This is a genomic window from Acidobacteriota bacterium (assembly GCA_040752675.1).
GTDB lineage: Bacteria > Acidobacteriota > Polarisedimenticolia > JBFMGF01 > JBFMGF01 > JBFMGF01.
Genome location: JBFMGF010000065.1, coordinates 87,227 through 99,948 on the forward strand (window position 1 = coordinate 87,227; position 12,722 = coordinate 99,948).

Consider the following 12,722-nt stretch of genomic DNA (forward strand, 5'->3'; position numbering starts at 1 on the left):
CGCTAAATATAAATGAAAAGGAAAGCAAGGTCAATTCGTTTCAAGCTATCTTAGCATTAGGCAATGGGAGCATTATGGCCATCTTTGTCCCCCTGTGGAGCTCGCTCTCGACCTGGATCTTTCCTCCATGTTCCTCAACGACCTTTTTGGCAATGGCCAGGCCAATCCCGGTTCCATGCTCTTTTGTCGAGAAGTAAGGGTCGAAGAGCCTGTCTAAATTTTCCTTCGGAATTCCTTCTCCGGTGTCCTCGACGACTATAAGGATGGAACTGTAATCAGAGGATCGACTTACAGAAACAAGGATTTCACCCTTGCCGGGGATTGCCTGGATAGAATTCTCGATTATGTTCGTGAGCGCTCCTTTCATGACTCTTCTATCCATGCTGATGGACGGCACATCTTCATAATGCTCCCCGAGAACGATCCTCTCGGGAAGGGAAGACCTATAAGGAGCCAGGACCTCTTTAAGGAGCGTGACCGCATCCGTCATCTCTTTCTTCAGCTCCGGTAATTTGGCGTAAGAGGAGAAGTCTTCGGAGATTCTGCGGAGCTCCCGGACCTGCTTTATGATTGTCTTTATGCACTCTTCGAAGACCTGCTCCATTCCGCTGTTCTTATCCTTGTATATCCTGTTGAGATGCTCGGCGGTAAGCTGTATCGGTGTCAAAGGGTTCTTTATCTCATGAGCGATATTCTTGGCCATCTCAGCCCAGGCGGAGAGTCGATTCGACTTGATCACTTCGGTGATGTCTTCGAGAAGAAGGATCTTTCCTGCCTCTGCTGATCCTTCTCCGAGGAATGGAAGTATGATGACCCGGAACTGTGTCGGCTTGCTTGAAGGAGAGAGTTCCACTTCCGATTCGACTCTATCCACGCTCGAGTAGAGAGCCTGTTCCATAAGGTCCTTCAACCCCTTGAAGCTTTTTGCGCTCGAGAAGACATCCAGCAGGCTGTCCCCTTCCTGAAGGGGTCTTTCCTGAGTGAGAAGGGATGAGGCGGCCGGGTTGACCGTAACGATATTCCCCTTATCGTCCGTGGAGATGACACCGGCCGTTATATTGTTGAGAATCTTTTCGATATAGTTCTTCCGCTTCTTGAGATCCTCTCTCTGGTTCCTCAGGGATTCTGCCATCTCGTTGAAGGATTTGACTAGAAGCCCGGTTTCATCGGAAGTCGTCGGTTTCATCCTGATCTCATAGTCACCCGAGGCCAGGCGTGTCGTTGCTCTGACGAGTCCCACGATGGGGCGGGAGATAGAGGAAGCCAGAAAATAACCGATTCCTGAAAGGAGGAGAAGAATGAAAGCCGTGATGATAAGGATGGCATCTTCAACATTCTTGGCTTCCTTCAGAATGGCGCTCTGACTGATGTTCAGAGGAATGGAGATGACTCCCTCCTTGAAGCCCGAGATGTCCAGCGCCGAGTAAAGTGTATAAAAGGCGCCTGAGCCTGTGGATTCCTTCTTTACGTAGAATGGCTCCTCTTCCAGGATGATGCTCCGGTAAGCTTCGCTGCCCAGACGCCGGGGCAGCAAACCAGAAAGAAAAAGATCTCTCCTGTTGGTGGCGATCAGAGTTCCTTCAGAGTAAAGATTGATGTCCTGATGAACGATCTTGCTGAGCCAGAGCAGGACTTCATCGCTGATGGCAGCAGGCTCGGTCAGTCCCGCCTCATCGAGCTCCATGGAGAGATAATCCTGGACGACGCGCCTGGATGCTGCCAGTGCATTGAGTCCGGTATCGATGATATCTTCCTGTGCTTTTGTCTGGATGTATCCTCTGATGATGAAAGCGAGCAACAGAAGTGGAAGGAGGGAAGCGATGATGATAGCGGCCAGGAGTTTCCTGTAATAACTCTGTCTGATCGCGTTTACGGAATCCTTGAGCAGCAGAAGGGAAAATGCTGCTGGATTTATAATGAGCTTTCCTGAGATAAGGATCAAACACCCGATGACCAGCGACAGGAGAAAGGATTTCACTATCAGCCCGAGCGTGTTGAAGAACGTCTTTGTCGGATAGCCTGTGACAAAGAATTTATCGCCATAATTCAGGATAAAAAACTGATAGGGGAACCCTTCTGTTTTGAAGGCGGCCCATTCCCATGGGACTTTCTTAGAACCAATCTTGATCTCCGCTGGAAGGGGCGGGGGAGAAGTCACGCTTGAAAAAAGAACCCTTCCATCCCGATTGTAAACGATGAAAGGAGGTTCCGTCCCCAGGAGTTCGGCATAGAGTAGAGCCGGTTCCCTGCTTCCGTAAAACTCGGAGAAGGATTTGCCAAATGAGAGGAAGGGGATGTTCTCTGGCTGGTTAAGGATGTGCATGACGGCAACACCGGCGATCATGCCTCCGGCTGCAATGGCCCTCTCTCCATGCAGGACCTTTCCCCGGGCGCTTCCTATGGAGAATTCTTCTCCGAAGATATCGACTTCCAGGGGGTCTTTCTCGTCGCGCGAGATCTTTTCATTGAATCCGGGTAAGTCCTTTGTAAACCGGGAGATCAATTGTGAGTCCCTGTTATAGATCTCGAGAGAAGAGCTTGTTCCAAGGGTGGAGAGTTCCGTATCGCTCCAGAGGCGATAGGCGATGGTATCATCCCGCTCCTTTGTAACAAAGAGATCTGGCAAGATGGAACTCGAAGAGTTGATCTTCTTCAGAGATTCAGTAAGGAGCTCGTGATTTTTTGTCTCCTGCTGGACGATCTCAAAACGGAATTCTTTCAGGATAGTATCGTCCTTCAACCGGGAATAATTCCTGTCCAGAGCAAAGAAGAAGATGAGTGAAAGCAAAAATGTAACAAGAACAAAGTACCTGAAATATATGATTCTTGAAAGAAAGATCATGCCAGGTTTAAAGAGAGATGCGAGAGTCCTTAATGTCTCCAGAGTAGTTAGAGCAGTCGCATACAGGAAAAGGAAGATAGATGCCTGGAGGATGAAACGGATGGAGCCGTGGTTCTTGTATTCGAAAAGCAGGATGTTGATCCGCGAGTTCCTGACGACGAGGCCGGGCAGGGAAAAGCAGAAGGAGATAAGAACCGACGCTAAGAAGATTGCCATGATAGACATAATGAAGAAAGAGGTGTGTCGGACAGGAATAACTCTCGATGTCCTGCAAAAGAGAAGCAGAAGCGAAACCTGGATGAGAATGACCAAGGATGTCATCAGAAGATCGAGAGGGGATTGGAATAGGCCGAGAAATTGAGAGGCTCCGAAGTAGATAGGTCCTGAATGGATATCGGTGAAGAAGTTCCTTAGAAGTTCGCCCTTCAGGAGTATGAAACGGAAGGACCAGATGGACAGAGAAGAGAGAAAGAAGAAGAGCCATAGACTCCGGAGGCTGCCGAAGTCTCTTTCTTCCCGCGAGATGCGTCTGATGGTCGCAAGGTAAACGGCAAGAAAAACAAAAAACAAACAGAAAACAAAGTAGGAAAGAAGAGCAGTGATCTCGACCGGACTCAACTTTCCGAGAAGATGTGAAATGGTCACTCTTGAGATCTTCGCTACTCCAAGTATATCCCCATCTCCATGTCTGAGGGCGAGGTATACGACCCCCTTTTCCTCTCTACTCAGGAATTTCTTCCCCAGTCTTGCAAAAAGATGAGTGATCTCTTCTGCTTCGTACTTCCTCTCCTGCAGTTCGATATGAACGTTTGCTCTGGTCGTTAATCTGGCGGGGAGAAGATCGGAAACAGTGTAGCTGTGGAACTTTGATGAAACGGGAAATTCTGAGATGATTGTGAAGGAAGGGTTCTCGATTTTCCTGGCGACGCACAGGAGAGTCTCATCGCCAATTTTCCTGACAGAAAAGAGAAATTTCCGACCTTTCGGGGTTTCGGCTGTGATCAGACTGCTGTCGCTACTCCAAGCAATGGCTTTGCCAGTCTCGTCAAAAAGGCTTAGCGAACCGCGTCGATCGCGATACTTAAAGTTCCTCGATACCTCTTCAAGGAGCTCGAAGAGTTGCTCTTTCTCCCATGAGACTCCTGAAGCGGAGAGCTTGGCTTCAACCTGGCGGACAGGGCTCATGAGAAAAGCCATGATATCCTGGAACCACTCATCTATGGCGTCCGCTATGGAGTTCAACGATGCGAGAGTCTCTTCATCCATAGCGATCTGTTGTGGAGAAGGGATGTTCTTGCTCTGCCAGAAACAGAGATGGATGAAAAGGGGAATGATCAGAAATGCGATGATGAGGCTGATGAGAAGGTAGCGATGGGAATGGCTCATTATCCTGCTTCCTTGGCCTCTTTAAGCTTCCAGAAGCCGTTTTCTCTCATGAAGGTGAAATGAAGATTGATGGTGCCAATCTTTGAGTTCCTGTCCTTGAAAGTGAGCAAAACCTGAATGAAGAAAAGGGAAGAAGGATCATCGTCGGCACGTGATTCCAGTTTCAGGTTCAGAGGCTCGTTAGCGGCAAAGAATTCTCTGAAGATCAGAAGCGTCTGACCGGGGCTGAAGAATCCCTTGACGCTCTTCACGCTTTCCAGGGAAAGAAAGATCCTGGACTCTTCCGTGAGAAGACCCTGGAGCTTATCGGTATCTTCGTTCATGAAAAACTGCCTGATCCTCTCCTCGACCTCTGAAGTTTCCTTGATTCCCTGTGCCTTCAGGCTGCTATAAGAGCAGACTAAAAGGGCGAAGGAGCCAAGAAGAATAAAAATCAGCCTTACGAAGGACATCTCCTTTTTATTTTTCAGATTGCTGAGGGTCATTGCGGCACGCACCATGAATGCTTCGTTCAGATATTAATATAGTAGATATCAGGTGTCAACAAAGGGCTAAAAAGGAGCAAAGCCCGGTGGGTGCCGGGCTTTTCTGGGGGGGCTGGTAGTAATAAGAAGCCAAAAGTTTTTTCGCTTTCGAGCTCTCGGTTTGGGGTTCCGAGGTCCATCCCTGTTGGGAGGGGGGTCACGCTTTTTGGAAGGTTTCCAAAGGCCTTAGCCCTCAGAACCCCTCATCGAGATACCTTTTGCCTTCGGATAAAAAAAGAGCAATTGTAATGCCATGTTTTTAGATAGTTCTAAGTGACAGAAAATAAAGAAATTATATTAAATGAGATGCAAAATGCGGCTTTTTCGCCTGAATAATATTGTTGCAGAATACCCCAGAGCGATGAAAAAAATGTAATAAGTGCTTGATTTTCAATGTGTTATTTGCCTTTGTTGCAACTTGCAATCTTTCATTGGTTGATGCCGTACTTCTTTAGCTTTCTAAACAAAGTGGCACGGTCTATTCCAAGAATCTCTGCAGTCTTTGACTTATTGTTCTCTGTTGCATCAAGGACTTCCAGAATATGCTTCTTCTCCATATCTTCGAGAGTATCCATGTCTGCGATCTTTTTTGATCTTTCGATCCGTGCCACCATTTCTTCTTCTTTGTAGAAAGTGCTGTACTTTCTGACATCCTTTTCCGTTATGACTTCGCCCTTGCAGAACGTCGCAATCTTTGTTATCTCGTGTTCCAGCTCTCTGATATTCCCTGGCCAGTCATAAGCTGCGAGGAGTTTTATGGCCGCTCCATCTATGGATTTCCTGGGCTTCTTTTCCTCTTCAGAGAACTTGCTCAGGAAGTGCTCGATGAGAAGAGAGATATCCTCCTTCCGCTCTCGAAGGGGTGGGAGCTGAATGTTAGCGACGTTAAGCCTGAAGTAAAGGTCCTCCCTGAAAGCCCCTCTCTCGATTAGCCCCTTGAGGTTCTTGTTAGTGGCTGAAATTATCCTTACATCCACTTTGATGATATCTTTCCCTCCAACTGGAAGAATCTCTCCATCCTGCAGAACGCGCAGGAGCTTGCTCTGCATAGATAGACTCATATCTCCGACTTCATCGAGGAGAATAGTTCCTCCACTTGCAATCTCGAAAAACCCCTTTTTGTCTTTATCGGCGCCAGTGAAGGCTCCTTTCCTGTAGCCGAAGAGCTCACTTTCGAGCAATGTTTCGGTAAGAGCGGCGCAGTTGACGGTGAAAAACCGGTTCTTCTTCCTGATGCTGTTGTAATGGATGGCGCGAGCAATCAGCTCTTTTCCCGTCCCGCTCTCTCCGTAGATGAGAACAGGAATCTTGCTATCCGCAACCCTGTCTATGATCTCATAGATCGCCTTCATCTTTGGGCTCATCCCCACGATATTTCCATACCGGTACCTGATCTCAAGAGTTGATTGCTTCTCCTGAAGCTCCACCTTGATATCCTCGATCTCGGATCTCTGCGCGTGGACTGTTTTCTCCAGTTCTCTGTTGAGGACTTCGATATCTTTCTTCTTCAGTTCCAGCTCGTCGTAAAGCCTGGCATTCTCCAGGGCAATCCCGGCTTGATCTGAGAATAGTGAGAGCAGTTCCAGATGATCATGCGTGAAGACTCCTTTTCCCAGACGGCTGTCAAGATAGATGGAACCGATGATCTTCCCCTTCGATCTCAGGGGCATGGCAATGACGGATCGGAGCTTCAGGGCATGCACCGAGACGTACTGAATGAAGCGGTCGTCTTCCTGGGCGTCTATGGATATCAGAGGAGTTCCCTCCTCCATGACCTTTTCTGCAATCGATTTGCTTATGTCGTACTCCGGTTTTTTGAGGGTGGTGCCATCGACCGATCTCGCCACTTCGAATTTCATTTTCCCATCCTCGACCAGAATAAGAAATCCACGCTCGGCTGCGGTCAGATCAATGGCGGTCTGAATGATGGTTTCCAGGAGCTCGTTCAGGTCAAGCGTGGAGTTAATTTTTTTGTTGATTTCCATCAACCGGCTCAAGTTGTCGGCTTTTCTTTTGATGATGGAGAACTCGGCGGCATGGCCGATCCCTTCCCTCTCGAGCTTGACGGCAGCCTCCTCCTTTTCTTTTCCCTTTAACTTTTCCCATTCGTAATAGAACTCGCGCCTCCTGGGATCGTTGAGGAATGTCCTTCTCCATTTATCGGGAAGCATGCTCCTGATTCCCTCAAGGAAGCGGTGCGTTCTTCTGAATAGCTCAATCGCTTCGGCATGACGCCCACGCCTCATGAAGATCCTCCCCAGGATGTAGTTTGCCTGCCACAATCGCTCCGTTTCCTTCAGCTCCCGATATGCTTCTAGAGCGCTGGATGCAAGGTTCTCCGCCTTGAGGATATCGCCGCCTGGTTTCTCGATCTCGACCCTTGCCATCAGAAGCTGCGCATCTGAAAGTTCCTTCTTTAGCATCGATTCCTCTGCCAGCTCGAAGGCCTTGTTGACGGCCTTGATGCTCTTGCCGAAATCTTTTTCCCCGAGGCAAGCCTCTGCCAGTCTCAAAAACCCGGTCGATTCGATCATTTTGTTGCCAATTTTTCTTGCTATGAAGCAAGCTTCCTGGAGGTTTCTCTTCGCTCGTTCAAAATCCTCCCGGAAAAGATTAAGTTCTCCCAGATCGATGAGGAACGAGGATAGCCACTTGATGCTCTTTATGTTTCTCATGATGTTCTTTGCTTCCTCGAGATTGACTCGGGCATTTTCGATATCACCGAGCTTCAGGTGGATTCCGCCTATCAGGTTGTAGCTTATTGCAATCAAATCCTTCTTCCCGACCTTGAGCGCTATCTTGAGCGATTCGGATGCGCTGTCGAGGGCCTTCTGGTATTGTCCCTGGTGGAGGTAAAGAGTGGAAAGGTTATGAAGATTGGAGATGATCCCTTCCATCGCCCGGAGTCTGCTGTATACTCTTATGGCATCTTCGAAGAGGGGAAAGCTCTTCTCATTGTTCCCAATTCTGGAATACAACGAACCCAGGTTTGTCTTGATGTTGGCCTCAGCGAGGATATTTCCAGAGCGTGAGGCGATATCGAGAGCTTCATGGTACTTCTGAATTGCTGCTTCGATCTTCCCCTGAATTTCCAGGCTCATGGCGATCCCCTCGACTGGAGCCACAGCGTTTTTCTCATCTCCGCTCTCTCTGGCGATCCGCTCCGCCTCTTCAAAGTAGCGGATTGAATCCCTGTACTCTCCGGTCTCCCGCGAGAGATGAGCGAGACCACTCAAGTTCTGGATCTCGAGTCCAGGATTTTTAAGCTTTCGGGCCATTGCCAGCGAGCGCTCGAAGTCTTTATGGCTCTCCTGGAAATTCCCAAGCTTCATCTGGACCATGCCGATTCTGTTCAAGGAAAAGGCAAGGTCATCTTGAAGGGCAATTCCCTCCAGAATCTCGGAAGCTTTCCGGTAATTTTCTAAAGCTTCGGTGAAACGGGATTGATTGAAAGAGATACCTCCAATGTTTACATATGCCTTTCCTGTCTGCTTCTTGTTTTTGTCACTTTCCGCCCTGGCCATCATCCAGCGGTAGTCTTCTTCGGCCTTCTGGAGATCTCCGGTAAGTTCGCGGACTTTCCCTCGCTTTTCGAATAGCTGGCAGAGAAGCTGGCCGGCATTGGAGAATCCCGTGCTCAACATAATATCTATGGCTGATGAATAGAAGGAGATTGCATCCATGTTAGCTGCAACTTCCGCAGCATGGTCCCCTGCCTTTGAGTAGCAATCGGCAGCCTTTCCGAGGAGTCCTCCATTCTTGAAGTGGTGGGCAAGCTCTCCAAAGAGGAACGACCTGTTGTGATATCTCCTGTCGAGATAAGTGGCGTAGTCATGGTGAAATCGGACTCGCGCATCCTTATCGATCTCCCGGTAGATGATCCTCCTCAGGCTCATGTTCTTGAAACGGAATATCTCCTCAGAACCGTCCACCTTTATCTTTTCGAGGATTCCGACTCCGGAGAGACGATTAAGATGTTCGATGACATAATCCCATTTCTTTCCGGTAATGGAAGTCAAAGTCTCTGGATCGATGGCCTTGCCTCCTGTTATGGAAGCAGCCCGGAGCAGCATGAGATCGCTTTCGTCGATCCGGGAGATTTTCCTTTGGAGAAGGTCGAAGATCTTATCCGGTATTGCAAGTGTTTTGATCTCCTCTTCAGAAGGGAAAATCTTTTCGCCTGGCATGATCATCCCGCGGTCAACGAGGAGGGACATGAACTCCTCGATGAAGAGTGGATTTCCTTTCGTCTCATCCATCACCTTTTTTAAAAATTTTTCAGGGATCTCGATGTTTCCTGTCATCGAGACGAGGAGTTCCTTGACTTCTGAGATGTCGAGCTCCTTTAGCAGTATTCTCGATATGATCTTCAACTCTTCGACCCGTTTCAGGAGCCTTGAAGCTGAGCTGTTCTCTCTCAGCTCGTCGGTCCTGCTTGTTGACAGGATGAGAAGATTGGCTTTTTCACCTTCTATCTCTGACAGGAGATGGAGAAGGAAAGATGCGCTTGCCTCATCGATCCAGTTGATATTCTCGAAGATGATGACATAGGGAGCCATCATGGATGTTTCGATGAAGAATTTCGACAAGGATGAAACGAGCCGGGAGGATTCCTCCATCGCAGCGGGCCGCATGACCACTTTTTCGTCCTTGAGATATTCCTTCTCGGAGAGGGAAGGAATGATCCTGACCAGCTCGGGGCAGGATTCCTTGATGAGCTCTTTCAGTTGTTCTTCTCTGACTCTGATGATCCCCTCAACGACATCGATAATGGGGCCATAGGGTATCAGGAGGTTTTCATAACATTCCGAGGCGTAGAAGGGGATTCCGCTGATCTGAGCATGGATCCTGAATTCCTTTAAGAGCCTTGTCTTTCCTGTGCCGGCTTCACCGTCGATGAGAATGAAGCCGCTCTTTCCCTCTCTGGCATGCTCGAAGGCCGTCTTCAGCTTTTCAAGTTCATGGCTTCTCCCAACAAGACCGCCCGAGAGGATGTATCCTTTGCCGATCTCTTCTCTGGATGTTTTTATCCTGAATCCGCTTATCCTGTGAAGAGCCAGAGTGAGAGCTTCTGAGCTCTGAAATCTTCTGGCGGGGTCCTTTTCCAGACATTTAAGAATCATTTCTTCTAAAGCGGAGGGGATCTCTCTATTGAATGTTGATGGCGGCAGGGGTTTCTCTCTAAGGTGAGCCTCGGTGATCAAGGCAGGACTTTCTCCTGCGAAGGGAAGCCTTCCTGCTGCCACTTCGTAAAGAACGACGCCGAGAGAATAGATATCGGAACGTTCGTCAGCCTTGCCGGCCTTCAATTTTTCAGGAGCCACGTAAGAGACAGTTCCTGCGACTTCCTCTCTCTTCACGTCAACCGTCCTCTCGATGAGGCCGAAATCCATGATCTTCACGAGCGGGAGTGGCCCTGTTCCCCTTGTGATCATGATGTTTGACGACTTGATATCGTTATGGAGTAAGCCCTTTCTATGGATGTAGGAAATCCCTTCTGCTGCCTGGGCGATGCAATTGTAAAAAATGTCAAAATTGATATCTCTCTTGAAAAATCTGTCGATGGTTTCACCATCGACGAGTTCCATTGTGAAAAAGGGAAGAGCAGTGCCATCTTCGGACAGGTCCCGGCTGACACCGAAATCGAATACCTTTATCAAATTAGGATGTACGAGCTGGCTCAGCGTCGTGAATTCTTTTTCAAAATGGGACAGAGCAGCTCTGGAAAAATGAATGGCGGAAAGAACCTTCAGGGCGATGATGGAATTCGTGATCTGGTCTCTCGTCTTATAGACCGTTCCCATCCCCCCTTTTCCAAGGAGTTCGATGATTTCGTATTTATTATTGATTATCTTTCCCTTCACAAACTTAATTTATAATGCAATATGTTGCATTTTGCAATACCGTGAAGGTTAAGCAGCGGTTCAGTGCGGCTCAACCTCTTTAATATCTATAAATTATAATAAAAGGCTTTTTATAAGTTCTTATATCAGATTGGTTCCTGTGATATATTAATGTTGCATAGCTAAAGAAGACGAATGGAATCGAAGAATCATTCTAAAAGCGGCAAAGTATCTTCAAGATGGTGAACAAAAAGATTGTTGAAAATGACATTCTGGATGCGTTCGGATTTTTCTGTCCGATACCTCTCATAAAAACAAAAGAGAGGATTGACAGAATGAAAGAGGGTGAAATCTTGAAAGTCATCTCCGATGATGAGGTCATACTCGAAGATATGACCAACTGGTGCAAAGCGAGTGGCAATGAATTCATCGGCTACGAGAGGCGTACCGATGGGCTTCATCTGTATGTCAGGAAAAGGGGAGTCTCGAAGTGAAAGAAAAGATAAGAGCCGTGGGGCTGATCTCCGGGGGTCTTGATAGCACACTTGCGGCAATGGTCATGAAGGATGCCGGCGTTGATGTTTACGGAGTCAATTTCTCCACTGGTTTCTGCATAGTGGATCACCGGAGGGCCGTCCGCAGAAAAAAGGACAGCGATCCCAAAAAGCTCAGGAACGAAGCTCTACGGGCGGCATCTGACGTCGAGATCCCGATCGAGATCATTGACATCTCTAAAGAGTTTCTCGAGATCGTACTCCAACCTAAACATGGATATGGGTCCAACATCAATCCCTGCATTGATTGCCGCATCTTCATGTTGAAGAAAGCGAAAGAGCATGCAGACAGGATCGGGGCAAAGTTCGTCTTCACGGGAGAGGTTCTGGGTCAGAGACCTATGTCACAGCACCGCTCAGCCTTGATGCTAATCGAAAATCAATCCGGACTTGAAGGGTACATAGTTAGACCCCTCTCGGCAAAACTGCTGGAGCCGACCGTTCCAGAAAAGGAGGGATGGGTAGAAAGAGACAAGCTTTACTCAATTAATGGGCGGTCCAGAAAAGAACAGTTCGAGCTGTGCAAAAGATTTGGCCTAGAGGATTTTCCCCAGCCGTCGGGCGGATGCTGCTACTTAACTGATCCCAACTACGCCCGAAGATTCCGGGATATGATTGCGCATCGTGAGAAGGGAAAGGTTACCTGCGATGACTTGATCCTGCTCAAGGTGGGAAGGCACTTCAGATTATCCTACAGGCTCAAAGCCATCATTGGAAGGGATGAGCAGGAGAATAGGTTTCTGGAACGGTACAGGAAAGGGAGATTGTGCTTCGAGGCTCTCAATTGTGGAAGCCCACTGACTATTGTTGAAGGAGAGGCTGATGCCGGGGAAAGAAGAGTGCTTGCCGCCCTGACGGCAAGATACAGTTCTGCGAGAGGGCAGGAAACGATTGACGTCCGGTGCATGAAAGATGGCCTGGAGGAAGTCATTACAATCACCGCCGCTGAAATAAAGGACTTTTCGGAATCAAAACTATAGGTGCTGATAGTTTGCCATGCACATGAGATGTTCTGTGGCTAAACTCCGTCATCTTCTGCAAAATAGAATCATCAGGGTCTTTGATTTGCCCTCATAATAGATTATAATTTTCGGGAAAGGTGGGCTGTTAACTCAGCGGGAGAGTACTACCTTCACACGGTAGGAGTCGCAGGTTCAAATCCTGCACAGCCCACCATCCATTATTGATCTTTATTTCAGATATTCCCGCTTCATCACGAGTGGGCGGTTAGCTCAGCTGGGAGAGCGCGGCGTTCGCAACGCCGAGGTCGTGGGTTCGATCCCCATACCGTCCACCAACTTTTCAAGAACTTACAAAATATCCATTTTTCTCATTTCAGCACCGGTGTACATACGAGTATCCAGGTTCATGTCAGAATAGGAATCAAGAACCTCAATCTTTACTGAATACCATATTCTCAGGAAAAATCCCCCTGGGAAGGCTTTTACTGATCTTCTACAGTCGCAAAAAGTAAGTTCTGTCATTTCAAATAGATACATAAAGCCAAAAAGTCCTTGGCACTACCTTTTGCTCTTTTGCATTACACCTCGCGAATCGTCGGAGGGACTGCCAC

Annotated in this window: 5 protein-coding genes and 2 tRNA genes; 4 read left to right on the top strand and 3 right to left on the bottom strand. The window is 48.1% G+C overall.

Features of this window, described 5'->3' with window-relative positions; all coding sequences use genetic code 11:
• Positions 1-40: 40 nt before the first annotated feature.
• From AB1756_06895 to AB1756_06905, 3 genes are all read right to left on the bottom strand, one after another.
• The gene (locus tag AB1756_06895) at positions 41-4,228 is read right to left on the bottom strand and encodes an ATP-binding protein (GenBank protein ID MEW5807056.1); all 4,188 of its coding nucleotides are present in this window, start codon (positions 4,226-4,228) and stop codon (positions 41-43) included.
• Positions 4,228-4,680 carry a hypothetical protein gene (locus tag AB1756_06900; GenBank protein MEW5807057.1) on the bottom strand — a complete coding sequence of 151 codons (453 nt, stop codon included), beginning with the start codon at positions 4,678-4,680 and terminating at the stop codon, positions 4,228-4,230. The genes AB1756_06895 and AB1756_06900 overlap by 1 nt, the downstream gene beginning before the upstream one ends.
• Before the next feature lie 500 nt (positions 4,681-5,180).
• Positions 5,181-10,616, bottom strand: coding sequence for a sigma 54-interacting transcriptional regulator (locus AB1756_06905; GenBank protein MEW5807058.1), 5,436 nt, complete (start codon positions 10,614-10,616; stop codon positions 5,181-5,183).
• A gap of 218 nt (positions 10,617-10,834) precedes the next feature.
• On the opposite strand from AB1756_06905, the gene AB1756_06910 reads away from it, so the two are divergent.
• The 4 genes from AB1756_06910 (at position 10,835) to AB1756_06925 (ending at position 12,446) form a co-directional block, all read left to right on the top strand.
• Complete coding sequence (locus AB1756_06910; protein MEW5807059.1) at positions 10,835-11,089, top strand: sulfurtransferase TusA family protein; 255 nt, start codon at positions 10,835-10,837, stop codon at positions 11,087-11,089.
• Positions 11,086-12,129, top strand: a complete 1,044-nt coding sequence (locus tag AB1756_06915; protein MEW5807060.1) for a hypothetical protein — start codon at positions 11,086-11,088, stop codon at positions 12,127-12,129. Before AB1756_06910 ends, AB1756_06915 begins: the two co-directional genes overlap by 4 nt.
• Before the next feature lie 121 nt (positions 12,130-12,250).
• Positions 12,251-12,325 (top strand) — tRNA-Val (locus AB1756_06920).
• Between the two features lie 45 nt (positions 12,326-12,370).
• A tRNA-Ala gene (locus AB1756_06925) sits at positions 12,371-12,446 on the top strand.
• Positions 12,447-12,722: the final 276 nt, after the last annotated feature.